Source organism: Lysobacter sp. A378, from assembly GCF_054052125.1.
The window spans coordinates 114,537-138,358 of sequence record NZ_JBSVRK010000001.1; the positions used below are offsets into that span (position 1 = coordinate 114,537).

The 23,822-nt window shown below is 66.9% G+C and carries 19 protein-coding genes; 10 read left to right on the forward strand and 9 right to left on the reverse strand.

Going from position 1 to position 23,822, the window contains the following annotated elements; all coding sequences use genetic code 11:
* The first annotated feature begins 2 nt into the window (after positions 1–2).
* A complete protein-coding gene (locus tag ACW7G1_RS00430; RefSeq protein ID WP_456977804.1) occupies positions 3–812 on the forward strand; it encodes a M48 family metallopeptidase in 810 nt (269 codons plus the stop codon).
* Here ACW7G1_RS00430 and ACW7G1_RS00435 read toward each other — a convergent pair.
* A complete protein-coding gene (locus tag ACW7G1_RS00435) occupies positions 772–1,665 on the reverse strand; it encodes an alpha/beta fold hydrolase (protein ID WP_456978793.1) in 894 nt (297 codons plus the stop codon). The two genes, ACW7G1_RS00430 and ACW7G1_RS00435, sit on opposite strands and share 41 nt — an antisense overlap.
* A 20-nt stretch (positions 1,666–1,685) precedes the next feature.
* Positions 1,686–2,648 (reverse strand): ferrochelatase, encoded by a 963-nt coding sequence (gene hemH, locus ACW7G1_RS00440; protein WP_456977805.1) that lies wholly within the window; start codon positions 2,646–2,648, stop codon positions 1,686–1,688.
* A 104-nt stretch (positions 2,649–2,752) separates the two neighbouring features.
* Between hemH and ACW7G1_RS00445 the strand changes: the two genes are divergently transcribed.
* The 5 genes from ACW7G1_RS00445 to ACW7G1_RS00465 all read left to right on the forward strand — a co-directional run bounded on the left by ACW7G1_RS00445 (position 2,753) and on the right by ACW7G1_RS00465 (position 6,143).
* Entirely contained in the window at positions 2,753–3,655 is a 903-nt protein-coding gene (locus ACW7G1_RS00445) for a YSC84-related protein (RefSeq protein WP_456977806.1), read from the forward strand.
* 110 nt (positions 3,656–3,765) lie between these two features.
* Positions 3,766–4,035 (forward strand): Sec-independent protein translocase subunit TatA, encoded by a 270-nt coding sequence (tatA, locus tag ACW7G1_RS00450; protein ID WP_456977807.1) that lies wholly within the window; start codon positions 3,766–3,768, stop codon positions 4,033–4,035.
* A 31-nt stretch (positions 4,036–4,066) separates the two neighbouring features.
* A complete protein-coding gene (gene tatB / locus ACW7G1_RS00455) occupies positions 4,067–4,630 on the forward strand; it encodes a Sec-independent protein translocase protein TatB (protein WP_456977808.1) in 564 nt (187 codons plus the stop codon).
* The gene (tatC, locus tag ACW7G1_RS00460; RefSeq protein WP_456977809.1) at positions 4,627–5,394 is read left to right on the forward strand and encodes a twin-arginine translocase subunit TatC; all 768 of its coding nucleotides are present in this window, start codon (positions 4,627–4,629) and stop codon (positions 5,392–5,394) included. Before tatB ends, tatC begins: the two co-directional genes overlap by 4 nt.
* A gap of 2 nt (positions 5,395–5,396) precedes the next feature.
* Entirely contained in the window at positions 5,397–6,143 is a 747-nt protein-coding gene (locus tag ACW7G1_RS00465) for an RDD family protein (protein WP_456977810.1), read from the forward strand.
* 131 nt (positions 6,144–6,274) lie between these two features.
* Here the strand turns inward: ACW7G1_RS00465 and ACW7G1_RS00470 are convergent, their stop codons facing one another.
* On the reverse strand, positions 6,275–7,114 hold the full coding sequence (locus ACW7G1_RS00470) for a BPSS1780 family membrane protein (RefSeq protein ID WP_456977811.1): 840 nt from the start codon (positions 7,112–7,114) through the stop codon (positions 6,275–6,277).
* Positions 7,111–7,857 carry a glutamine amidotransferase gene (locus ACW7G1_RS00475; RefSeq protein ID WP_456978794.1) on the reverse strand — a complete coding sequence of 249 codons (747 nt, stop codon included), beginning with the start codon at positions 7,855–7,857 and terminating at the stop codon, positions 7,111–7,113. The genes ACW7G1_RS00470 and ACW7G1_RS00475 overlap by 4 nt, the downstream gene beginning before the upstream one ends.
* A gap of 96 nt (positions 7,858–7,953) precedes the next feature.
* On the opposite strand from ACW7G1_RS00475, the gene glyQ reads away from it, so the two are divergent.
* The 4 genes from glyQ to ACW7G1_RS00495 all read left to right on the forward strand — a co-directional run bounded on the left by glyQ (position 7,954) and on the right by ACW7G1_RS00495 (position 16,969).
* Positions 7,954–8,919: a glycine--tRNA ligase subunit alpha gene (gene glyQ / locus ACW7G1_RS00480; protein ID WP_456977812.1), complete on the forward strand. Its 966-nt coding sequence runs from the start codon at positions 7,954–7,956 to the stop codon at positions 8,917–8,919.
* Positions 8,920–8,954: 35 nt separating this feature from the next.
* On the forward strand, positions 8,955–11,123 hold the full coding sequence (glyS, locus tag ACW7G1_RS00485; RefSeq protein ID WP_456978795.1) for a glycine--tRNA ligase subunit beta: 2,169 nt from the start codon (positions 8,955–8,957) through the stop codon (positions 11,121–11,123).
* A gap of 77 nt (positions 11,124–11,200) precedes the next feature.
* Positions 11,201–12,988, forward strand: a complete 1,788-nt coding sequence (locus ACW7G1_RS00490) for an autotransporter assembly complex protein TamA (protein ID WP_456977813.1) — start codon at positions 11,201–11,203, stop codon at positions 12,986–12,988.
* 3 nt (positions 12,989–12,991) lie between these two features.
* The gene (locus ACW7G1_RS00495; protein ID WP_456977814.1) at positions 12,992–16,969 is read left to right on the forward strand and encodes a translocation/assembly module TamB domain-containing protein; all 3,978 of its coding nucleotides are present in this window, start codon (positions 12,992–12,994) and stop codon (positions 16,967–16,969) included.
* Between the two features lie 10 nt (positions 16,970–16,979).
* On the opposite strand, the gene ACW7G1_RS00500 is transcribed toward ACW7G1_RS00495, so the two are convergent.
* From ACW7G1_RS00500 to mnmG, 5 genes are all read right to left on the reverse strand, one after another.
* Positions 16,980–17,459 carry a DUF421 domain-containing protein gene (locus ACW7G1_RS00500; RefSeq protein WP_456977815.1) on the reverse strand — a complete coding sequence of 160 codons (480 nt, stop codon included), beginning with the start codon at positions 17,457–17,459 and terminating at the stop codon, positions 16,980–16,982.
* A 117-nt stretch (positions 17,460–17,576) separates the two neighbouring features.
* Complete coding sequence (ribA, locus tag ACW7G1_RS00505; protein WP_456977816.1) at positions 17,577–18,305, reverse strand: GTP cyclohydrolase II; 729 nt, start codon at positions 18,303–18,305, stop codon at positions 17,577–17,579.
* 184 nt (positions 18,306–18,489) lie between these two features.
* Positions 18,490–19,926, reverse strand: coding sequence for a sialidase family protein (locus ACW7G1_RS00510; protein ID WP_456977817.1), 1,437 nt, complete (start codon positions 19,924–19,926; stop codon positions 18,490–18,492).
* Between the two features lie 75 nt (positions 19,927–20,001).
* Positions 20,002–21,441 (reverse strand): magnesium transporter, encoded by a 1,440-nt coding sequence (gene mgtE, locus ACW7G1_RS00515; RefSeq protein WP_456977818.1) that lies wholly within the window; start codon positions 21,439–21,441, stop codon positions 20,002–20,004.
* A gap of 247 nt (positions 21,442–21,688) precedes the next feature.
* Positions 21,689–23,578, reverse strand: coding sequence for a tRNA uridine-5-carboxymethylaminomethyl(34) synthesis enzyme MnmG (mnmG, locus tag ACW7G1_RS00520; RefSeq protein ID WP_456977819.1), 1,890 nt, complete (start codon positions 23,576–23,578; stop codon positions 21,689–21,691).
* Positions 23,579–23,822 lie beyond the last annotated feature (244 nt).

Genomic DNA, 23,822 nt, shown 5'->3' on the forward strand with positions numbered 1-23,822 from the left:
CCGTGAGCCTCAACCCGTTCCGCCAGCTGGCCCGCAAACCGCGCGCGGTAGAGCGCGACGCGTTCGAGTTGGTGCTGGCGGACGGCCGGGTGTTGGTGGTGCAACGGTTCCGCGACCCGCGCGCGCGGCGGATCAAGCTGTCCGTTGACGAGCGCGGCCCACGCTTGACCTTGCCGCTGCGCGCCAGTCTGGTCAGCGGCGAGCGCTTCAGCCGCGAGCACGCCGATTGGTTGGCGTCACAGGTCGACCGCCACGCCGTGGACGTACCGGCGGCGGTGGATCGATTGCAGACCACGGCATTGCCGCTGCGCAGCCAAATGCTCCCCTTGCGCTGGCAAACCGGACGTCACACCCGGCTTCAGCATGACGGTGAGGATGCCGACGACCGTGGCACCGGCCTGGTCATCAGCCTGCCTGACCGCGCTGGTCCCTCCGCGATCGCCCGCGCGCTGTGTGACTTCTACGAAGGCCAGGCGCGTGCCGACATTGGTCGTTGGCTGCCGGCGTACCAGGCCGGACTGCCACGGCCGCCGCGGCAATTCCGGTTCAAGCAGATGTCGTCGCAGTGGGGTTCGTTGGCGCCCGACGGCACCGTGGCGCTGGACCTGTCACTGGTACTGGCGCGACCTTCGGCGTTTGAGTATGTGCTGGTCCACGAGCTGTGCCATCTGCTCCAGGCCAACCACTCACCGGCCTTCTGGAGTGAGGTCGAGGCGCGTTGCCCGGCGTGGCGGGAGGACCGGGATTACCTGAAAAGCGAGGGCCGCCGACTCAAGGCGACCTTGCGGGCGTTACTCGGCGGGCAGCACTGAAAAAGTCACCGATGGCCGTGCCGACCTCCGCAGGCGCTTCCATGTGCACATGGTGACCTCCCTGCAACACCACCAGATCCGCATTTGTCAGGCAATCAAAACGCGCGCGGCGCAGTGTCTCCGGGAAGTAAACCTGGGCCGGCTCGGCATAGATCACCCGGACCGGACAGGTGATTGCCGCCAACTGGCTACGCACTTGCGCCTCGCTCAGTCGCACCGCGGTGGGACGGGTCAGGCGTGGATCACTGCGCCAACTGAAGCCGCGCGCCCGGTCCTCGCCACGGGCGGGCGCCAGGCCGCGGGCCACCAACAGGCTAGCCGCGGGTTCGCTGATTCCGCCGGCCATCATCCGGGCGCGCACCGCGGCCGCCGGGTCGGCAAACACCCGTAATGGCTTTCGCTCAGCGGACCGCTGCGAAAAGGATCGGTGCAGGCGAATCACGGCCTCCTCGTCCTCGTTGTCCTGCTCGGCCAGCGCGCCCAGCGACTCAATCGTGCACAACCGCTCGATCCGCTCCGGTGCGGCGGCGGCCATCACGCTGGCCACGGCGCCGCCCAGCGAATGGCCAAGCAGCGAGAACCGCTCCCAACCCAGCGCATCGGCCGCGGCAAAGACCACCCGGGCGGTATTGACCACGGTGTATTCGGCGGCCGCTGGCAGGTGGACGCTGGCGCCGTGGCCGGGCATGTCCAGTGCGACCAGGTCGATCCCGCCCAGGCACGGCTGCAACGGCACGAAGCTGGCAGCGTTATCCAGCCAGCCATGCAGCGCCAGTACTCGCGGCGCGCCTGCTGTGCCGCTGCGCAAGCCGGCAAACCGGCCCAGCGACGTGTCGAGGTTGATCTCGCGCATGGCGTGCGCATTGACGCTGCTCAATCCCATGCCTGCAACTCGCGTTGTGCGATTGCCGCCAATGCTGCGGCGTGTGCCGGATTGTCGTTCAGGCACGGGATGTAGCGCAGCCGGCCACCGCGCGCGGCGAAGTCCTCGGCCAGCATGATTGCAATCTCCTCCAGGGTTTCCAGGCAGTCGGCGGCGAATCCCGGCGCCACGATGTCCACCTTGCGTACTCCACGGTCGGCCAACGCGACCAGCGTGTTGGCGGTGGCCGGCTCCAACCAGCGCTCACGGCCGAACCGCGATTGGTAGCTGACGCCCCATTGCGCCTCATCCAGCCCCAGGGCCGCCGCGATCGCCTGGGCACCGGCTTCGCATTGACGCTGGTAGGGGTCACCCGCGTCGACCAGGCGTTGCGGCAAGCCATGAAAGGAAAACAGCAGGAACTCGCTGGCACCATGCTGGTCGCGGTGGGCGCGGATCGAGCTGGCCACGGCATCGACCCAGCCCGCATCCAGGTGATAGTCCTGGACCATGCGCAACGGCAGCGATCCGGCTCGCGCAACCACGTCGCCCACCGAAGCGGTGGTGGTGGTCGAATATTGCGGATACAACGGCAACACCAGCGCGCGCTTGATCCCCTCCGACCGCAATCGCTGCAACACCTGCGCCAGCGAGGGCTCGCCGTAGCGCATCGCATCGATCACGCGCACCCCGGGCATTTCGCGCTGAACCGCTTCGGCCAGGCGCCGGGTATGCACGGCAAGCGGCGAGCCCTCGGCCATCCACACACTGGCGTACTTGGGCGCCACCTTGGGTGCACGCAGCGGCAGGATCAGCCCGTGCAACAAGGGCAGCCAGAACCACCGTGGCAGCGAAACCACCCGCCGATCGCCAAGGAACTCTCCCAGGTAACGACGGATCGCCGCGGCGGTGGGCGCGGCCGGGGTACCCAGGTTGACCAGTACCAGTGCGGTGTCGGTTCCTACCTTATTCATCGCCTTCTCATTAGCCTGAACTCCATTCGCGCGTCGCGGTCAATTGCAGCGCACCCATTATGATTCGTTGCGCACCGCTTGCATCCACGTCCCCGGAGTTGCCCATGCCCATCCTGCCCCGACTCGCCATCGCCTTGCTCACGTTTGGTCTGGCCGCCCCTGCCATGGCGGGTGTTGCCGAGGACGAGCGTGCACGCAATGCGTTGCGCGTACTCAATGAAATCCAGGCCATTCCCGAGTCAAGCATTCCGGACATCCTGTTCGACGAGGCCAAGGCGATAGTGGTGGTGCCCGACACGCTCAAGATCGGCCTGGTGATCGGCGGTCGCCGTGGTCACGGCCTGGTCTCGGTAAAGACGCCGCAAGGCACCTGGTCCAATCCCGCCTTCGTCAAGCTGACCGGTGGCAGCATCGGCTTCCAGGCCGGCGTGCAGTCCTCCGACGTGGTGATGGTCTTCACCAGCCAGCGTGGCGTGGACTCCATCGTCAACGGCAAGATCACCCTTGGTGCGGATGCCAGCATCGCCGCCGGGCCGATCGGGCGAACCACCAGCCTGGCCACCGACGGCAAGTTGAAGGCGGAGATCTGGTCGTGGTCACGGGCCCGCGGCCTGTTTGCGGGCGTCGCGCTGGACGGGGGGGTAGTGAGCATCGACGACGACGCCAATGTTGCCGCCTACGGCCCGGGCACTACGCCACGGATGATCTTCGAAGGCCGCGCCGAGGCGCGTCCATCCGACACCATCGTGAGTTTCCGCGACCAGCTGGAAGAAGCCACGGCAGCGGCGCGTAGCGCGCGACAAGGCAATACGCCCGCACCGGCGGCCGTCACGACCGCAGCCCCGCAGTACACGCCGTCGCCGGCCAATAACCCCGTCAATGGCCCCGTGAATGCGCCGCTCAACACGCCTACAAACCAGCCCACAAGCCAGCCGGAGCCGTTCCAGACCGTGGACAGCCCCACCGCGCCACCCATCCAGACCGAGCCACTGCCTCCGATCGAGTAGTGGCTGCCAGCCGGCGATTGGCCTTTGGCTGAGGCACTGGCCGATATCGCGATGCCATTCGGTTAGGCTGGCTGCGCTATCCTGCATCCCCACTTCCAGCGAGAGATCCGATGGGCAGTTTAAGTATTTGGCACTGGCTGGTCGTGCTGGTGATCGTGGTACTGGTGTTTGGAACCAAGCGCCTGAAAAACGTGGGCAAGGACGTGGGTGAGGCGGTCAAGGGCTTCAAGCAGGGAATCCACGACGCGGATGACGACACCGCACGCAAGGACCAGCCGCCGGCGCAGCTGTCGGATGCGGCTCGTCGCGACAGCGCCAACAACGAGACGCCTTCGCGCAACAAGGAAGCCGCGCACGACGACGAGCACACCCCGCGCTGAGCGCGGGCATCGGCGTCCTCCGGCTACCGGCATGTTCGACATCGGCTTTTCAGAGCTTTTCGTGGTGGCGATCGTGGCGTTGCTGGTACTGGGCCCCGAGCGCCTGCCACGCGCTGCGCGATTCGCCGGACTGTGGGTTCGCCGCGCCCGCGCGCAGTGGTACTCGGTGAAGTCCGAACTGGAAAGAGAGTTGGCGGACGAGGAACTCAAGAGCAGCCTGCGCAAGACCCAGGACGAATTGCGCGATGCCCGCGACCAGTTGCAGGCCAGCGGCGAGGGTCTGCGACGCGACCTGCAACACGGCCGCGATATTGCCGAACGTGAATGGACCCAGGCCACCCAGGCGCAACCCAGCGCCGACCACGACTCGCATGGTTCCGGGCAGCCCGCGCCCGGCGGCGACCAGACGCACGATGAGCCATATCCCGGCGAACCCGGTCCGCCGCGCGATGAGCCGGCCGAGCCCGAGCACCGGGAGCCCGGTCCAGCTGCCCCGGCGCGACGTGAGCCCGACCCTGTCGAGCCTGACCCTGTCCGGCGCGACCCACCATCGCCTGACAAGCCGGTCCGCGACCCGTCGTCGTCGCGCCCATGACTGCGCCGAACGAGCCAACTGATACCGAGTCGGGCAACGCCCCCCGCCTGCTCGATCACCTGATCGAGCTGCGCTCACGGCTGTTGCGCGCGGTCGTCGGGTTGGTCGTGGTGCTGGTGGTGATGCTGCCGTTCGGCAATGACCTCTACGCCTTGCTCGCCGCGCCGCTGCTGGAAAAGTTGCCCGCGGGTGGCCAGCTGATCGCGGTGGAAGTCGCCAGTCCGTTCTTCACCCCGGTGAAGCTGGCCTTCTTTGCCGCCGTGATGGTGTCGATGCCCTGGCTGCTTTACCAGGCGTGGGCGTTCGTCGCACCGGGCCTGTACCAGCGTGAGAAGCGGCTCGCCATTCCGCTGCTCGCTTCGGCCGTCATGCTTTTCTACGCCGGCTGCGCGTTCGCGTTCTTCCTGGTGCTGCCGATGGTATTCGGCTTCCTGACCCGGATCGCGCCCGATGGCGTGGCCATGATGACCGACATCAGCGCCTACCTGGATTTCGTGCTGGTGATATTCCTGGCCTTCGGCGCCAGTTTCGAGCTGCCCGTCGCGCTGGTGATCGCGACGCTGCTCGGCTGGGTCACCCCGCAGCAGTTGCGTGAATCACGCGGTTACGCGGTGGTGGGCATCTTCATCGTCGCCGCGGTGATCACCCCGCCGGACGTGGTCTCCCAGTTGATGCTGGCGATCCCGATGTGCCTGTTGTATGAGGTCGGCATCGTCGCATCGCGGTGGCTGGCCCCACCCGACGCGGCCGCCCCGGAAGAGTAGGTGTGACCGCGCATCCCGACGGCCGGCTACCGACTTCCGCGGGGTTCTGGCAGCGTGCCGCGGCATGGTCAATCGATATGGCACTGATCGCGCCGCTGGCCCTGCTGCTGGCCTGGCCGGTCATCTCGGCTCCGGCGCATGCCGTGCCGTCCCAGGTGACCGGCTTGTTGCAGACGGCAAGCCAAGCCATGGCCGACGCGATCATTAATTACGTTCCCCTGCCGCAACTGGCGGCGGCACTGCTGCACAACCCGGCGTTGCATGAGGCGAGCCTGGGCCTGCAGTCGACGCTGTGGTCGCTGACATGGCCGCTGCTGCTCGCGGTCGCCTTGCTTGGTGGCGGTTATCACGTCGCCTGCGAGGGCTCGTACCGACGAGCGACACCGGGCCAGCGCCTGCTTGGTTTACAGGTCGTCGACCTGGGGGGCCAAACATTGACACCGGGCCGCGCCCTCAGCCGTCACCTTGCGGGCAGCCTGTCCTGGGCGACATTGAACGTCGGTCACCTGATGGCGGCATTGGCGCCGCGACACTTGGCCTTGCACGACCGCATCAGCGCGACACGGGTCGTAACCGCCCCAATGGCGACACCCCCAGCGGTGGCAACCGGTGGCCCAGGCGACAGACTGCCAACCTGGGCCTGGGTCTGGCTTGGGATACTCGCGATCACCACCATCGCACTGACGCTATGGGGCATGATTGCGGCGATGGCGGTGATGCGCACCACGCTGGAGCAGGCACTGCCCTGACGCCGGCACGTGGCCAGCGACACCGGCAGCCAGCCGTGTGACTGGCGATTCAACCGCGCCGGCACCAGGCTCCCCCACATGGCGGACGTCCTCCCCCGAGGATCGCACTGCCATTGCCTGCCTGGCTCGGGTCAGGCCTCGAAACCGCCTGCTGACGCCACTGGCGCCGTCGGTGCGTCACCGATCATATGCCGCCACGCGAGATAGGCCACTCCGCCCATCACCGGCAGCAGGATCGCCATCAGCAGCAGCTGAACCACGAACATCGACGCCATCGCCCCGATTGCCATGCTCAACACCATCCCGACCAGTTGCAACGCCAGACTCAGCGCGACCATCGCTATCACCAGCAGCACCAGCAGCACCAATACCGCACCCAGATTGCGCAGGCAGGCGCGGAAGCTCAGCTTCATCGCCGCGAAGGCGCCGCGGTCGGTGAACATCACCTCGGGAATCGCAACGAAGGTGAAGAATCCGGCGACTACGCCGACCACCAACGCGGCAATCATCCAGCCAAACAGCCGACCCAGCGGCAGCGACTCGACCAGCGCGGGATCCGGATTGACCTGCAGCTCGACCATGAGCTCGGATAGGCGCACCAGCTCCTGACTTCCCACCATCGCCACCAGCAACACGATCACCACCACCAACGCGGCGATCTGCGGCAGCAGCATCGCCAACAGCTGCGGCACCTTGCCATCACGCACGCCCTGCACCAGGTCGGCCGGCGACGCCGGGCGCCCCAGGTCGACTTCGCGCGTGGCGTAAACCACGCCGGCAAACAGGACCGGACCAAGCACCGCCAACACCAGACTCAGCCAGACCTGGCCGCCGACCGATGCCAGGGTCGACAGGCCACCCCAGATGACGCCCAGCAGACCCAGCGTCAGCGGCGCCTTGCGCAACAACGCCACGCCGCCCAACAACCATTCCGCGCCTGCACCGGCAGGCACCTTGCGAATATCCGTCATGATCCGGTTTTCTCCCTTGTCGATACGCTATGTGGCAGCCCGCGCGCGTGGTGGACGAATCGGCGCAGCACTCGTCGAGCCTGCGGACAGGCCCCCACCGCCGCGAGCATCGCCCGTGGATCGAGTCCTTCGCGTTGCAACGCAATCTTGCGCGCGTCGATATAACCACGCATATGAGTGGCGCTGAATTCGGGATGGAATTGGACTCCCCAGGCGTTACTCCCCCAGCGGAAGGCCTGGCAGGGGTCGGCGGCCGATCGCGCCAGCACCTCGGCCCCGGCGGGGGCGCGCAACACAGTCTGCAAGTGGGTCAGCTGGGCATCGAACGACGCAGGCAACGGCGCGAACAACGGGTCCTGCTCAGCCGCGGGCAGCAGCTCGATCGCGACCGTGCCCATCTCGCGTCCGGCCGGGTTGTCGCCGACTTCTCCGCCCAGCGCGTGCGCCAGCAGTTGGTGGCCGTAGCAGATCCCGAATACCGGCAAGCCCGCGTGCGCCGCGTCGCGCAACCAGGCCGCGGTGGCCTCGCTCCACGCCAGGCGATCGGTGACCATCGCGGCCGACCCGGTCACGATCACCCCGGCGAAGCCTTCGCGATTGGGCAATGTGTCACCGGCCTGGACATCGATCACCATCGCGCCGTCGCGTGGCAAGCCCGCGGCCACCCGGATCCAGTGCGCAAAATCGCCATGGCGGCGCAGGGGTTCGGCCGGCTGGCCAGTCGCGATAATCAGGAAGGGCATGGTCACGGACAGCGTATCCCAGTGTGAAGCGGCGAAAAAACGACGCGTGCAGAGCGGGCCGTATACTAACTTGCTTTGCCCCACGGCCTTTCAAGCATGTCGCAGCCTGACTCACGCGCCTTGTCGCCCACGACCTCCCAGCCCCCCAGCTTTCAACAACTCATCCAGCGCCTGAACACGTACTGGGCCGAGCAGGGCTGCGTGCTGATCCAGCCGCTGGACCTGGAGGTCGGTGCCGGCACCTTCCATCCGGCCACCTTCCTGCGCGCGCTGGGGCCGGAGCCGTGGAACGCTGCCTACGTACAGCCCTGCCGCCGCCCGACCGACGGCCGCTACGGCGACAATCCCAACCGGCTGCAGCGCTACTACCAGTACCAGGTCGCGATGAAGCCCTCGCCCGACAACATCGTCGAGCTGTACTTCGACTCGCTGAAAGCACTCGGCGTGGACCCGCTGGTGCACGACCTGCGGCTGGTCGAGGACAACTGGGAATCGCCGACCCTCGGCGCCTGGGGGCTGGGCTGGGAAGTCTGGCTCAACGGCATGGAGGTGACCCAGTTCACCTACTTCCAGCAGGCCGGCGGGATGGAATGCAGGCCGGTGCTGGGCGAGATCACCTACGGTCTGGAGCGCCTGTGCATGTACCTGCAGGGCGTCGACAACGTGTTCGACCTGGTCTGGACCCACGGCCCCGACGGCCACCCGGTGACCTATCGCGATGTCTACCACCAGAACGAGGTCGAGCAGAGCACCTACAACTTCGAGCATGCCAACGTCGATGTGCTGTTCCGGCGCTTCGACGAGTGCGAGGCCGAAGCGCTGGCACTGGTCGAACTCAACCTGCCGCTGCCGGCCTATGAGCAGGTGATGAAGGCCAGCCACAGCTTCAACATGCTCGATGCGCGCCGCGCGATCAGCGTCACCGAACGCCAGCGCTACATCCTGCGCGTGCGCAAGATCTCCCAGGCGGTGGCCGTGGCCTATCACGCCCAGCGCGAAAAACTGGGGTTCCCGGGAATGAAGAACACCACCGCCCAGCAGGCCGGCAAGGAGAGCGTGTGATGAGTAACGTCACCTCGGGCAACACGGGCGTGCCAATGCAGCCGCTGCTGATCGAGCTGGGGACCGAGGAGCTGCCGGTCAAGGCGTTGGCCGGGCTGGCGCAAGCGTTCTTCGATGGCGTGCTCGACGGCATGGTCAAGCGCGGCATCGCCTTCGAGCGCGACGAAGCCAAGCCGCTGTACACCCCGCGCCGGCTTGCGGTGCTGCTGCCCGGCGTGGCCGTTGAGCAACCCGAGCAGTCTTCCGAAGTGCTGGGGCCGTACCTCAACATCGCGCTGGACGCCGATGGCCAGCCAACGCGCGCACTGCAAGGCTTTGCCGCCAAGGCCGGCGTCGAGTGGACCTCGCTGGAGAAAACCAGCGACAACAAGGGCGAACGCTTCGTGCACCGCTCGGTCAAGCCGGGCGCGAAGACCGCCGACCTGCTGGGCGCAATCATCAGCGAAGCGCTGGCGGCGATGCCGATACCTAAGCCGATGCGCTGGGGCGACCACGACTACCGCTTTGCCCGGCCCGTGCATTGGCTGGTGGTATTACTGGGCGACAACGTGGTGGAGGTCGAACTGCTGGGCGTGCGCAGCGATCGCATGAGTCGCGGTCATCGTTTCATGCATGACAAGCCGGTCTGGTTCAGCACGCCCGGCGATTACGTGGGATCGCTGCGTGGCGCCAAAGTGCTGGTGGATGCCGACGAGCGGCGCGAAAGCATCGTGCGCCAGGTCGAGGCCGCGGCGCAGGCATGCAACGGCGTGGCGCGGATCGAGCCTGGCATCCTTGAAGAGGTCAACGGTCTGGTCGAATGGCCCAGTGCGATCACCTGCGGGTTCGAGTCGGAGTTCCTCGCGGTCCCGTCCGAGGCATTGATCGCGGCCATGGAAACCCACCAGAAGTTCTTCCCGGTGTTGGATGGGCAGGGCCGGCTCAGCGAGCACTTCGTCGCCATTGCCAACATCGACAGCACGGATGAGGCCGAAGTCCGCAGAGGTTACGAGCGGGTGATCCGGCCGCGCTTCAGCGACGCCAAGTTTTTCTTCGTGGAGGACATGAAGCAGGGACTGGCGTCGATGAACGACGGGCTTGGCAGCGTGACCTACCAGGCCAAACTCGGCAGCCTCGCCGACAAGGTGCAACGCGTGATGGCGCTGGCCGGATCGATCGCCGGCGAAGTCGGCATCGACCCCGCACTGGCCCGGCGCGCCGCCGAACTGTCCAAGGCCGACCTGCAGTCGCGCCTGGTGGGCGAGTTCCCGGAACTTCAGGGCATCGCCGGCCGCTATTACGCGGCGGTCGAGAACGAGCCGGTCGAGGTCGCCCACGCGATCGACGAGGCCTACATGCCGCGCTTCTCCGGCGATGCGATCGCACCATCGAAACTCGGCCAGGTACTGGCCATCGCCGAACGACTGGACACCCTGGCAGGGGGTTTCGTCGCCGGCCTGAAGCCAACCGGCAACAAGGATCCGTTCGCGTTGCGGCGCAATGCCCTGAGCCTGGCACGCACCTTGCTCGAAGGCGGTCACGCCCTAAACCTGAACAGTCTGCTCCTGCCTGCGGTTGAAAGCGCTTCACACGCAATTTTGTTTACCGCTGCATGGCAGCAAGACCAAGCAGCCAAGGAAGCTGCTTCGAAAGGCGTAAAGCTCGCACCCGTTCAAAGCGGTGGTGGCCACATGGCGAACGACCATGAATTAGCTGCCGAAATCCAGCACTTCATCTACGACCGACTGCGCGGCTATTACGCCGACCAGGGCATCTCGGTGCAGCAGTTCGAGGCGGTGGCCCATGTGGCCCACGACTCGCTGCTCGACTTCGACCACCGCCTCAAGGCGATCGGCGCGTTCGCGGCCCTGCCGGAAGCGGCCGCATTGGCCGCCGCCAACAAGCGCAGCCGCAACATCCTCAAGAAGGTCGAGGGACCGGTGCCGGACATCGTCGACACGAACCTGTTTTGCGAGCCGGCCGAACGCGAGTTGGCGGAAGCGGTCGATGCGGCGATCGCCGATACCGACCCGCTGCTGGAGCAGGACGATTACGTGGCCGTACTCGGCCGGCTGGCCCGGCTGCGTCCGCAAGTCGATGCCTTCTTCGAGCAGGTGATGGTCAACGCCGACGATGAGGCGGTACGCAATAACCGGCTGGCGCTGCTCAAGCGTCTGAGTGACCGGCTGGGCAGCGTTGCGGCAATCGAGTACTTGTCGATTTGAGGCCGGTCGATGTGAGGCCGGTCGATCTGAGACCTGTCCTAATCCATTCTTGACACGCTACCGGTATCCTCGCCCGCATGCGCCTTCCCCCCCTCGCCCTGCCCGTCGCCGCGTTGTGCCTGTTTGCCAGCGGCCCGGTGCACGCAGCGAAGGTGGACAAGGTGATCGTCACAGGCCTGGACGAGGCGATGACCGAGAACGTGCGCAGCGCCGTGGCGCTGGTCGACGTGGTCGGCAAGGACCTGTCCGGCCGGCGATTGGCGTATCTGGTGCGCGAGGCCGAAGACCAGGCCCGTGAAGCACTGGAGCCGTTCGGCTACTACTCACCGACGATTACCGTGGAGCGCGACCGCGGCGACGCCACCTCCACGGTGACCATCGCGGTCGATCCCGGGGAGCCGGTGCGGGTGCGACGCGAGCATGTTGCCATCGAAGGCGCCGGTGGCCGTGACCGGTACCTGACCGAAGACATCGCCGCGTTCCAGCCGGAGGTTGGCGAGGTGTTCGAACACCCGGTGTATGAAGCCAGCAAGACCCGCATCAGCCGACGGCTTGGCCAGCGCGGCTATTTCGACGCGGACTTTTCCCATCGCCGGGTGGAAGTCACCCGCGCGGAGCACGCGGCCGACATCGACCTGGTGTGGACCAGTGGCCCGCGCTACGACATGGGCGTGATCACGTTCGAGCAAAAGCCCAAGGCCATCCTGCGCACCTCGCTGCTCGACAATCTGGTCTATTGGGAAACCGGCAGCTATTACCACCAGGGCAAGCTGGACCGGCTGCGCGAGTCGCTGTCACGGCTGGATTATTTTTCCTCGGTCGTCATCAATCCCAACCCCGACGAGGCCGTCGATGGCCAGGTTCCCATCGACGTGCTGCTGTTTCCCGCCAAACGCAGCATTTACAGCGCCGGCCTGAGCTATGGCACCGACAGTGGTCCGGGCGTGCGGCTGGGGATGGAGCGCCGTTACGTCAACGATCGTGGCCACAAGGCACTGGTCCAACTCGACTACGCGCAGCGCCGCAAGACCCTGACCACGCAGTACCGCATCCCCGCGTTCGCGTGGGTGGACGGCTGGTATACCTTCAGCGCGCAAGCGGCGGACGAACAGACCGATTACATGGACAGTCGCCGGATCGAGTTCGTCGGCAGTCGCAGCGGACGCATCAACAACCATCTCAACGTCACCGCGTCGCTGCATGCGTTGCGCGAGCGCTGGTCCTATCTGGCCGATGACGATGGCGACGCCAGCACCGGCCCGGATTACCGCTACGCGACCTTCACCTATCCGTCGTTGCGGGCCGAATACATCGATGCCGACAGTCTGGTCTTCCCCCGCAACGGTCTCGCCGGCACCCTGCTGGTGCGCGGCGGCCTGGAAGGTGTGGGCAGCGACGCCAACTTTTCCCAGGCCAGGGCGACGCTGCGCTGGTATCGCGGGATGGGCGATCGCGACCGGTTGATCGTGCGCGGCGAACTGGGCCATACCTTCACCGACGACCTGGTCGCAATGCCGCCAAGCCTGCGCTTCTTCGCCGGTGGCGACCGCAGCATCCGCGGTTACGCCTGGCGCGAGGTCGGTCCGCGTGTGGAGGGCAGCGACGGCAAGCTGTACGCATTGGGCGCGCAGAACGTGGCGACTGCCAGCGTCGAGTACGAGCACTACTTCACCCAGAACTGGGGCGCCGCGGCGTTCGTCGATAGCGGCAGCGCGTTCGACGGCACGCCGGACTGGCACACAGGCGTCGGTGCCGGCGTGCGCTGGCGCTCCCCGGTCGGCCCGGTCCGGGTCGATATCGGCCACGGCCTGGACGATCCCGACGCCGGGTTCCAGATCTACCTCAGCATCGGGGCGGACCTGTAGCCGATGGCCGGCATCCTGCGCCGACGGATCGATCCCGACCTCACTGCCGAACAGCGCGAGCAGCGGATTGCCGAGCTGCGTGCGCGACGCAAGGCCCGTACGCGCTACCTGGCCATCCGTGGCGGGCTGTCGGTCGCCCTGATGGTCGTCGCCCTGGGTGTATTCGGCTACTGGTTGCTGGGCAGCATCGGCGGACGCGAGTTCCTGCTCGGCCAAGTGGTCTCGCGCCTGCCCGACAACGCCACCTTGAGCTGGAGCAAGGCCGAAGGACCCGCGTCGGGACCGCTGACCATGCATGACGTGCGCTTTACCTACGACGCCATCGTGTTCACCGCGCAGCGTGTCACCGTGGACCCGGCGTTGCGTCCGCTGCTGGGCCGGCGCCTGCGGCTCGACGCGATGCAGATCGAGAACGCGACGCTGGACCTGCCGCAAGGCGATGAGCCGTTCGAGCTGCCGCGCTGGCCTGACTCGTTGCCACAGATCGCCCCCCCACTGGCGCTGCAGGCCGACGACATCCAGGTCGACGGGTTCCGGGTCAGCAGCGAAGGGGTTCCCACCATCGACATCCAGCGCCTGCGCGGCGGCCTCGATGCCGGCCCGGGCACGCTGCATATCGAGCATCTGGTGGTCGACAGCGACCGTGGCCGGTTCACCGCACACGGCGATTACGTGCCCGCGGACCGCTACCGCAGCGACCTGGTGGCAACCGCGATACTGCCGGCGGCCACCGGACGCACCCCGGCCCGGCTGGGTTTTGTGGCCAAAGGCGACCTGGACCGCATGGACGTGGCACTGGCCGGCCGCGCACCGGAAGCCTTCCAGGCGACACTGGTACTGCGCGGCGACGGCAGCGAACCGCAGCTGGTCACCGGCGCCGGCGAGGTCGTGTCGGGCCCGGCGATGACCGCCACCGTGGGACCGCGCTGGCAATTGCGCGCCAACGCCGAGGCACTAGATATCGGCTTGTTGACCGGATCGAACGCCGCACCTTCGCCAACACCACTGGCATTTCAGTTCCAGGCCGATGGGGTTGGCGGCGACGCCCGCTTGCGCGGCGAGCTGCAGCAAGGGGATTTCCAGGCCCGGGTAGTCAATTCCCGGCTTCACGTCCAGGACCAGGTGCTACAGCTGAACCCGCTGCGGCTGCAACTGCTCGGGGGTGCCGTCACCGCGCGCGGCCGCGCCGACTTCAACAACCCGGACAATCCCGAGTTTCGTTTCGCCACCAACGTGCGCGACCTGCAATGGGGTGGCTCCAACAGTGCGACCACTTCGTCGGCGACTGTTGCTGACAATCCCGTCATCCACGCCGATGCGGATCTGGGGCTGGCAGGCACGATGAAGGCCTGGGCGCTGGTCGGTACCGCTACCCTGTCGCGCGCCGGCGAGCAGGCGGCACTGACCCTGGACGGGCGCGGCGATGCCCAGCAGATGCAGCTGCAGCGCCTGGACGTGCAGATGCCGACCGGCACGCTGGCCACCACCGGCACGGTGACGTGGGCACCGGGCCTGGCCTGGGACCTGGACGCAAAACTGGCCGGCTTTGATCCGGGTTACTTCGCCGCCGGCTGGGATGGGGCGGTGAATGGCCACATCACCAGTGACGGGCTCACCCGCGACGACGGCGGCCTGGACATCAACGCCGAACTTGCAGACCTGGGTGGCCGCTTGCGCGGACGACCACTTGATGGCGAGGGCAGCTTCACGATGCACGGTGCGGCGCCCACCGGAGGCAACGCAAGCTACGAGGGCGAACTGACCCTCGCCCTCGGCGGCAGCCGCATAGAAGCCCAGGGTCGCGCCGGCGATACCCTGGACATCAACGCGCGGTTCTCGCCGTTGCGGCTGGCCGACCTGTTGCCCGACAGCGCCGGCAGCTTGAGCGGCGAGATCCACCTGGTTGGCTCGCCCACGGCACCCGACATCAGCGCCGACCTGGACGGCAACGGGATTGTCTTTGGTGACTACTCGGCCGGCTCGATCCGCATCGACGGCCACTTGCCATGGTCGCGCGGCAACGGCTCGTTGAGCGTGCGTGCCAGCGATCTGGTCGCGGGCATCGAACTGGACACACTGGCCATCGACGCCCGTGGGGCCGTCGAGCAGCTGGCGCTTGACGCCAACACCAGCGGCGCATTGGGCAGCCTGGCCGTGGCCGCCAAGCTCGACCGGCAAGGCCGTCGCTGGCAAGGCGTGCTGGAGACGCTGCGGCTGGAGCTGCAACGCGGCGCGGACTGGCACTTGCTGCAACCGGCGGCGTTCGCCTGGAGCCCGGACCCCGCCGGCACCGGGAGCCTCGACAATGCGTGCCTGGCGTCCAGCGCCGGCGGCTCGGCGTGCGTGGCGGTTGACTGGCCGCGACCGGGCATCAGCATCACCGGACAAGGGCTGCCATTGGCACTGGTGCAACCTTACCTGCCACAACGCGAAGAGGACCGGCCGTGGGTGATGCGTGGCGAGATCGCCATCGATGCGCAACTGCGTCCCGTGGGCGACTACTGGGAAGGCAAGATGCGGGTCAGCTCGGCCAGTGGCGGCATCAAGGCCAGTCCACGTGCACGCAGCGAGCTGATTGAATACGACAACCTGTCGCTGACGGCGGACTTCCGCCGCCAGGGGATCGAGGCGGTGCTCGCCTCCGGTTTCAACGATGACGGCCGCATCGACGCGCACGTCATTACCGGCTGGGATGCCTATTCTCCCCTCGCCGGTCAGGTCTCGCTGGACACCGATGAACTCACCTGGCTGGAATTGTTTGTTGCCGACATCGTCGAGCCGACCGGCCAGCTGAACGCCGATATCCGCCTGGGCGGTACCCGCGCGGAGCCGCAACTGGGCGGACAGGCGCAACTGACCGACTTCAGCACCGAGATCCCGGCACTGGCCATCACCCTGCGCGAGGGCAACCTGCAGCTCAACGCCTTGTCCGACGGGACGGCGCAGATCCATGGCAGCGTGCGTTCCGCATCGACCGCCGGCAACCCCGGCAGCGGCGTGCTCAACATCGATGGCAGCCTGGGCTGGCAAGGCGATCAGACGCCGCTGGTACTCACGGTCCGCGGCGCCGACGTGCTGGTATCGGACAGCCTGGAACTGCGCCTGGTCGCCAGCCCGGACTTGAAGCTGCAGTACCAGGCCGGCCAACCACTGCAACTGAGCGGCCGGGTAGAGGTGCCGGAGGCCCGCATCAACCTGGAACAACTCGACCAGACGGTAGCGGTCTCCGATGACGTCGTGGTGCTCGATCCGGTCGATCCCGAGGACGGCCCCGGTACGCCGCTGCAGATGGAGCTGGTGATCCGGCTCGGCGACGACGTGCAGATGAACGGCTTCGGCCTGGACGGGAAGCTGGGCGGCGGCATGCGTATCGTGTCGCGCCCCGGACGGGAGATGACCGCCACCGGCATCATCACCGTGGCCGGCGAGTACACCGCCTACGGCCAGGACCTGCGCATCACCAGCAGCCAGTTGAGCTGGTCCAACGACCCGATTGCCGACCCCGCGATCCGGCTGCGCGCGGAGCGGAAGATCGGCGATGTCACCGCCGGTGTCGACGTCAGCGGCCGCGCCTCCGACCCGCAGGCCGAGGTCTGGTCCAATCCCGCCAGCTCCCAGGCCGAGTCGCTCGCCTACCTCACCCTGGGCCGCCCGCTGTCGACCCTGAGCGGCAGCGAGCGCGGCCAGCTCAACGCCGCCAGCGCCGCCCTCACCGCCGGCGGCAGCCTGCTGGCTTCCCAGCTGGGCGCGAAAATCGGCCTGGACGAAGCCGGGGTAATGCAGAGCCAAGCGCTCGGCGGCAGCGTGTTCGGCGTTGGCAAGCAGCTCTCGCCAAGGCTGTACGTCGGCTACGGCGTGTCGTTGCTGGGCACCGGCCAGGTGTTGACGTTGAAATACCTGCTCGACCACGGCTTTGATATCGAGATCGAATCCAGCTCGATCGAGAACCGCGGCTCGGTCAACTGGCGCAAGGAAAAATAGCGCCGCGCGGTCAATGCCCGGTGGACTTGGCAATCACGCTGAGCTGGCCATTGGGCTCCACTGTCACCAGCGCCGCATCCTCAACTTTCTCCAGGCCGTTGAGTCGCAACTGACTCAGCAGCTCCAGCTCGGTGACCAGCTCCTGGCGCATCGCTCGTCGCAGCATCTCGCCTTCGCGCACGATTACCACCGGAGCCTCGACGGTCCAGCGCGCGAACAGCGGTGACCGGAACTCCAGCATGTTGATCAACCAGGACCATGCCAGCACCACACCCGCCAGGACGACAAAATCCAGCGGGTGTTCCGCACCCGTCGACATCGAATCGGCCACCAAGCCGCCCATTATGACCAGCGCCAGCAGGTCACTTGGCGAGAGCCCGCCGATCTCGCGCTTGGGGAGCAACCGCAGCACGATCGCCAGCGAGAAATAGATCAACGTGGCGCGCGCCAGCAACTTCCATAGCGGCATCGACAGTTCGAATATCTCCATCGGCATCCGCCTCGCTGGTCACGTCATGTCGTCGAACCCCGAGGCTCTTGCCGCATGGGTCGGGGCACAGTAGCTACGCACCTCGTCGAGCCGACGTGAAGCCGGCGCCGGACGGCTTCAGTCGTGTGCCGGCGCCTTCGCCGCTGCCGTGGTGTCGATCAAGTGGCCGAGCTTGTCCTGCTTGGTCGCCAGGTAGCGCCGGTTGCTGGGATTGTGGCCGACCAGGATCGCGACCCGCTCGGTGACCGCAACGCCCACCGCCTGCATGGCCTTGACCTTGGCCGGGTTGTTGGTCATCAGGCGCAGCGCGTTCACGTCGAAATGCGCCAACATCGGCTTGCATATCCCGTAGTCACGCAGGTCAGGGGCAAACCCCAACGCCTCGTTGGCCTCCACCGTGTCGGCTCCGGCATCCTGCAGCGCATAGGCGCGGATCTTGTTGAGCAGACCGATGCCGCGGCCTTCCTGGCGCAAGTACAGCAGCATGCCGCGACCTTCGGTGGCGATACGCTTGAGCGCCTCTTCCAGTTGCGCGCCGCAGTCACAGCGGCGGCTGAACATGGCATCGCCGGTCAGGCATTCCGAATGCACCCGCGCCAGCACAGGTTCGCCATCGGAAATAGAACCGAGGGTCAACACCACGTGTTCACCGCCGCTGGCACGATCGGCAAAGCCGTGCATGCGGAAGTTCGCCCACGGCATCGGCAGATCGCAGCTGTCAACGTAGTCGAGGCGGGGCGCACGTTCCGCAGACGGTTCCAGGCCGGCGTCCATGTCGTTCAATTTGGGCCCGGTAGCGGCATGCAGCGAGGTCGCGGTGTCGATGGCGGGTTTGGCATCACTCATGGGGGGCCTGCAAACGCTCTGTACTGGGGGCATGAATCAAAGGTCGTGGGCACTATCTTCCTCCAAACCGCCTGTCGGGCGAAGCCAAGGCTCCCACGGCCGGGGACAAACGCCAGACGAACACGAATCCGGCAACCCGACCCAACCGATATGGGGGCGCCATGAACGAAGAAAAAAGACCGGATCAGTGCAACGGACCGTTCTGCGCGACCTGCGATTGCATGACCGCACCGCGGACACTGGGCGTGCCGTCCACGACCTCGGTCCAGACCACATGGGCGTCGCCACCGGCAAGGGCGATCTGCGGAAAGCCGGTACCGCGCCCGCGCCCGGCGACCTTGGCCAGCTCGATGCGTTGCTCTTCCCGCGCCAGTCCGGCCGAGTAGCGAGCCAGCTGCAGCGACTGGCCTTGCGCGTCTTCACGCAGCCACACCACCCACGCCGAATCGGCGTCCATGGCCACCGCGATGCGCCCTTGTACCGCTTGACCCTGGTCCAGGGTGATCGGGGCGGCGAAGGTATCGCCGGCATCGTCGCTGTAGGCAAGCTTGACGGTCGGAATTTCGCCGGCCGGTGTGGATTGACTGGTGTACCAGCCGATCACGACCTGGTCGCCATTGGCCGCAATCGACGGGCCGTTGACGGGACAGGCCGGCATTTCCCACTGGTCGGGATGAACGATATGCGGCGGCGTCCAGTTGCTGTCCTGCCACCGGGTGACTGCGATATCGCGGATCTCCCCGGCGCTGCGGTCACGGTAGGCCAGCAGCGGGCCTTTGGACGTCACCGCGATGGCGGTCTGGCAACAGTCGCACGTCATCGCGTCGATGCGGGTGTCGGCCGACTTGCGCAGCAGGACCTTGTCCGCAGCCATGCCGTCGAACTGCGCGGCGTCAAACTGCGCGGCGCGCAAGCTCATCGCGCCCGCTTGGCTGGAATGGCCGTCATGCCCGGCGCCCGCATCGTGGCCGCCGCCCGCCGTCTGGCGGCCGTCCAGCCACGCCACGCCGAGTCCGGCCTCGCCCTGTGGCCACAATGAGACAAACCCATGCTCGGTCGCAGTGCCATCGTCGTTGACCAGTACCGGCGCCGACCAGGTGCCGCCACCATCGTCGGATCGCACCAGGGCAATGTCATAGGCGTATCCGGCAGCAGCGGACTTTTGCAGCCAGTGCGCCCACAACGCGCCATCATTGCCCATGGCGATATGCGGGGTGTCGGCCCAGTTGACGAACCAATCGTCCCCGGTCGCTATTGTCGCCGGCGCCGTCCAGCCGGCCACGTCGTTTCCACCCGACTTCTCCGCGATGGAAAACCCCAGCGCGTGGCTGCCGGCCTGCCTGGGTTCAATCCAGGACAACAACAAGGTGCCATCCGGCGCTGCCACCAGATCCGGCTGGGCCGCGCCGACCGGCGCCGGCAACGGCCATGGATGACGTTGATACTCGGTGGCGATGGCAGAGGGGGGGACGTCGAGCGCACCGTCGCCGATAGCCGCGCTATCGACTGCCGCGCTATCGACTGCCACGGTGTCGGCGTCTGGTACCGGGCTGCAAGCGCCGCAAAGGATTGCGGTGGTCAAGACCGCGGTTGTCAGCACATCCAGGCGGGTCGGGTTCATCGCGACAGTCTACCGCTGCTGTCCGCCAACCGCCGACCCGGCGCCGTCACTCGATGGCGCGGGTTGCCGCCAACATCAGGCGACGGCATGACCCAGCCACGACAGCAGCACGGTGGCGATCGCAAAGTAGATCAGGATGCCCACGCCATCGGCCAGTGACGTGATCAGTGGCGAGCTGGCCGAGGCGGGGTCGGCCTTGAACCGGTTCAGCAGGAACGGCAGCGACATGCCCATGACGCTGCCCACCAGCACGATCAGCAGCATCGTCAAGGCCACCACCAAGGCAATCGCCGGACCGCCACGAAACAGGCCGATCGCGCTCACGGCAAACGCCATCGTCAGCCCCAGCAACGTCGAGACCACCACCTCGCGCCCCAGCATCTTGCCCCAGTCGCGCATCTCCACGTCACCGGTCGCCAGCGCACGCACCATCAGCGTGGCCGACTGCGCACCGGCATTGCCGCCGCTGGCGATCAGCAACGGCAGGAAGAACACCAACGCCATGTTGGCCGCGATCAGGTCCTCGAAGTGGGCGATGCCGGCCCCGGAAAACAGGTTCGCGAACACCAGCAGCACCAGCCAGTACACGCGCTGGCGGTACAGCAGCCCCACGGTGGCATCCTTCATGCTCATCGTCAGGCTGCCCAGGGTGCCGCCGGCCTTGTGGAAGTCCTCGGTCGCTTCCGCCTCGGCCACGTCCATCGCGTCATCGGCGGTGACGATGCCGACGATGCGCTCGTCATGGTCGACCACCGGCAACGCCATGAAGTCGTATCGCGCGATCTTGTTGGCGGCCTCGCTCTGGTCGGCATCGACGTGGACGGTGACGGGATTGGCAGCCATCATCTCCGACACCAGGGTGGCCGGATCGGCCAGGATCAAGCGCCGCAACGTGACCACACCCAGCAGACGGCGATCGTGGTCGATCACGTAGGAGGTGTAGATGGTCTCCTTGTCGGGCGCGACCCGGCGCAGCTCGGCGATTGCCTGGTCTGCGGTCAACTGCGGCGTCAGGGTCGCGTACTCGGACGTCATCAACGCACCGACGCTGTCACGCGGGTAACTGGCCAGACGCCGGATATCGTCGCGCTCGGCTTGCGCCAATGCCGGCAACAGGCGCTCGCGCCGATCCGACGGCAAGGTGTTGAACAGGTCCACGCGCTCGTCAGCGGACATCAGCTTGAGCAGTTCCAGCACCACCGGGCGCGGCATGCCGGCCACCAGCAAGGTCTGCAGTTCCAGCGGCAGGTAGCCAAACACCAGCGCGCGCTCGTCAGCGGCGATCAACGGCAGCACTGCGGCCTGTTGCTCCGGCGAAAGGCGGGTCAGCACGTCCGCCAGGTCGGCGGCCAGCACTTCGGTCAACGCGGCCTGCAGGGCCTCGGAGTTGTTGTATTGGAGCTGGTCGTGCTCAAGCTCGGCCGCGATCGCCTCGGCGACCAGATCGGCATCGAAGTTGCCGTGGATATCGGCGCGGTAAAACGGCCGCACGGCCTGTTGGGGGTTGGGTTGCATCTTCATGCCTCCGGCCGGTCGCTATCGTGCGATCGCGGAAGCTGGCAACACCGGTTTACCGGGTCGTCGCAGGCTCCACGCATCGCCGCGCGCGCGTGCGGGCCATGGTGTCGGGGAATGTTCTAGATCGACTCGGTGTGTCCACGGTGTGGTCATGGCCGGGGGAGTGGGGCCCCGGCAAGCTGCCGCAGTTTAGGCAGCCGCCCGCAAACCGGTCAACCGGGAGTTGACGCCGGCACCAGGTCTCTCAGGCGACCTGGTGGCGTCGCGCGCCCACCAGGTGCACCAGCAGCAGCGAGATCGCTGCCGGCGTCATGCCGGGGATGCGCTGGGCCTGACCGATGGTCTGCGGCCGCACGCGCTCGAGCTTGCCGCTGAGCTCTGCCGACAGTCCGTGGACCCGGGCGAAATCGAAGCCCGGCGGAATCGCGGTGGTCTCATGGCGTTGCTGGCGGGCAATTTCCTCGTTCTGGCGGTTGAGGTAGCCCGAATACTTCACCCCGATCTCGACCTGCTCGGCCACCGCCGGGTCGGCCACCGCCGGCCCCAGCGAAGCCACTGTTACCAGCCACGCATAGGTCACTTCCGGCCGCTTGAGCAGGTCGCGCGCGCTGCTCTCGCGGCTCAGCTCGATCCCCAGGCTGGCATTGATCTCGCGGCCCAGCGGATTGTTGGGCGAGGCCCAGATCGCAGCCAGCCGCGCGTTCTCGGTCTCGATCGCCTCGCGCTTGGCGGCAAACGCGGCCCAGCGCGCATCGCCGACCAGACCCAGGTTGCGGCCAGTTTCGGTCAGCCGCAGGTCGGCATTGTCCTCGCGCAGCTGCAGGCGGTACTCGGCGCGGCTGGTGAACATCCGGTACGGCTCGACGGTGCCGTGGGTGATCAGGTCATCGACCAGCACGCCGATGTACGCCTCGTCGCGGCGCGGACACCAACCGGCCTCCCCACGCACCTGACGCGCCGCATTGACCCCGGCCAGCAGCCCCTGCGCGGCGGCCTCCTCGTAACCGGTGGTGCCGTTGATCTGACCGGCGAAGAACAGGCCCTCGACCGCCTTGGTTTCCAACGTCGCCTTGAGCCCGCGCGGATCGAAGTAGTCGTACTCGATCGCGTAACCGGCGCGGGTGATGTGGGCATTCTCGAAACCGCGGATCGAGCGCACCAGCTCCAGCTGCACATCGAACGGCAGCGAAGTGGAGATGCCGTTGGGGTAGATCTCGGCCACGCCCAGACCCTCGGGCTCGACGAAGATCTGGTGGCTGGCCTTCTCGGCGAAACGCACCACCTTGTCCTCGATCGACGGGCAGTAGCGCGGGCCGACCCCCTCGATCTGGCCGGTGTACAGCGGCGAGCGGTCGAGTGCGCCGCGGATGATCTCGTGGGTACGCTCGCAGGTCTCGGCGATCCAGCACGACAGCTGGCGCGGGTGGTCGTCACGCGATCCCATGAACGACATCACCGGACGCGGGTCGTCACCGGGCTGCTCGACCATCACCGAGTAGTCCAGGCTGCGTCCGTCGATACGCGGCGGGGTGCCGGTCTTCAGCCGATCCACCACGAACGGGCCTTCGCGCAACCGCTGCGCCAGAGTGACCGACGGCGGATCGCCCGCGCGCCCGGCCGCGTAGGTGGTCAGGCCGACGTGCACCTTGCCGGCGAGGAAGGTGCCGGCGGTCAGGATCACCGCCGGCGCATGGAAGCGCAGACCGGTCTGGGTGGTGACGCCGCGGACCTTGGCGTTGTCGAAATCGATGTCGTCGACCCCGGCCTGGAACAGGGTCAGGCCCGGCTGGTTCTCCACCGCACGGCGGATGAAGGCGCGGTAGAGGCTGCGATCGGCCTGGCAGCGCGTCGCGCGCACCGCCGGTCCCTTGCTCGCGTTGAGCCGACGCCACTGGATTCCGGCCGCATCGGCGGCGTGCGCCATGATGCCGCCAAGCGCGTCGATCTCCCGCACCAGATGGCCCTTGCCGATCCCGCCGATCGCCGGGTTGCAGCTCATCGCGCCGACCGTCTCGACGTTGTGGGTCAGCAGCAGGGTCCGCGCACCCGCGCGCGCCGATGCCAGTGCGGCCTCGGTGCCGGCGTGGCCGCCACCGACCACGATCACGTCGTATTGAAAGAAATCATTGCTCATCGCAAGACCTGGCCAGTCGGCCGTCATTGGGCAACCCGTCGTGACATCCCGAGCCGCCGCAGGGCGTGGATTCTACGCCGTTCACCCGTGTGTCGCGTCCGCACATGCTGGCGGAATATCCCGGCAGGCACCGGGACTTGGCACGCTTCATGCTTTATCAATCATGCACCCAACAGGGCAGGCGCCTGGCGCCGGTCGGAATTGGAACAGGGCCGACCAAGTGCCTGTTGGGGAAGCACGGGGG

Bases quoted from the DNA above. Each gene is read 5' to 3' on its own strand.
- ACW7G1_RS00435 (WP_456978793.1), bottom strand. From the start codon at position 1,665: ATGCGCGAGATCAACCTCGACACGTCGCTGGGCCGGTTTGCCGGCTTG.
- hemH (WP_456977805.1), bottom strand. From the start codon at position 2,648: ATGAATAAGGTAGGAACCGACACCGCACTGGTACTGGTCAACCTGGGT.
- ACW7G1_RS00445 (WP_456977806.1), top strand. From the start codon at position 2,753: ATGCCCATCCTGCCCCGACTCGCCATCGCCTTGCTCACGTTTGGTCTG.
- tatA (WP_456977807.1), top strand. From the start codon at position 3,766: ATGGGCAGTTTAAGTATTTGGCACTGGCTGGTCGTGCTGGTGATCGTG.
- tatB (WP_456977808.1), top strand. From the start codon at position 4,067: ATGTTCGACATCGGCTTTTCAGAGCTTTTCGTGGTGGCGATCGTGGCG.
- tatC (WP_456977809.1), top strand. From the start codon at position 4,627: ATGACTGCGCCGAACGAGCCAACTGATACCGAGTCGGGCAACGCCCCC.
- ACW7G1_RS00470 (WP_456977811.1), bottom strand. From the start codon at position 7,114: ATGACGGATATTCGCAAGGTGCCTGCCGGTGCAGGCGCGGAATGGTTG.
- ACW7G1_RS00475 (WP_456978794.1), bottom strand. From the start codon at position 7,857: ATGCCCTTCCTGATTATCGCGACTGGCCAGCCGGCCGAACCCCTGCGC.
- glyQ (WP_456977812.1), top strand. From the start codon at position 7,954: ATGTCGCAGCCTGACTCACGCGCCTTGTCGCCCACGACCTCCCAGCCC.
- glyS (WP_456978795.1), top strand. From the start codon at position 8,955: ATGCAGCCGCTGCTGATCGAGCTGGGGACCGAGGAGCTGCCGGTCAAG.
- ACW7G1_RS00490 (WP_456977813.1), top strand. From the start codon at position 11,201: ATGCGCCTTCCCCCCCTCGCCCTGCCCGTCGCCGCGTTGTGCCTGTTT.
- ACW7G1_RS00495 (WP_456977814.1), top strand. From the start codon at position 12,992: ATGGCCGGCATCCTGCGCCGACGGATCGATCCCGACCTCACTGCCGAA.
- ACW7G1_RS00500 (WP_456977815.1), bottom strand. From the start codon at position 17,459: ATGGAGATATTCGAACTGTCGATGCCGCTATGGAAGTTGCTGGCGCGC.
- ribA (WP_456977816.1), bottom strand. From the start codon at position 18,305: ATGAGTGATGCCAAACCCGCCATCGACACCGCGACCTCGCTGCATGCC.
- ACW7G1_RS00510 (WP_456977817.1), bottom strand. From the start codon at position 19,926: ATGAACCCGACCCGCCTGGATGTGCTGACAACCGCGGTCTTGACCACC.
- mgtE (WP_456977818.1), bottom strand. From the start codon at position 21,441: ATGCAACCCAACCCCCAACAGGCCGTGCGGCCGTTTTACCGCGCCGAT.
- mnmG (WP_456977819.1), bottom strand. From the start codon at position 23,578: ATGAGCAATGATTTCTTTCAATACGACGTGATCGTGGTCGGTGGCGGC.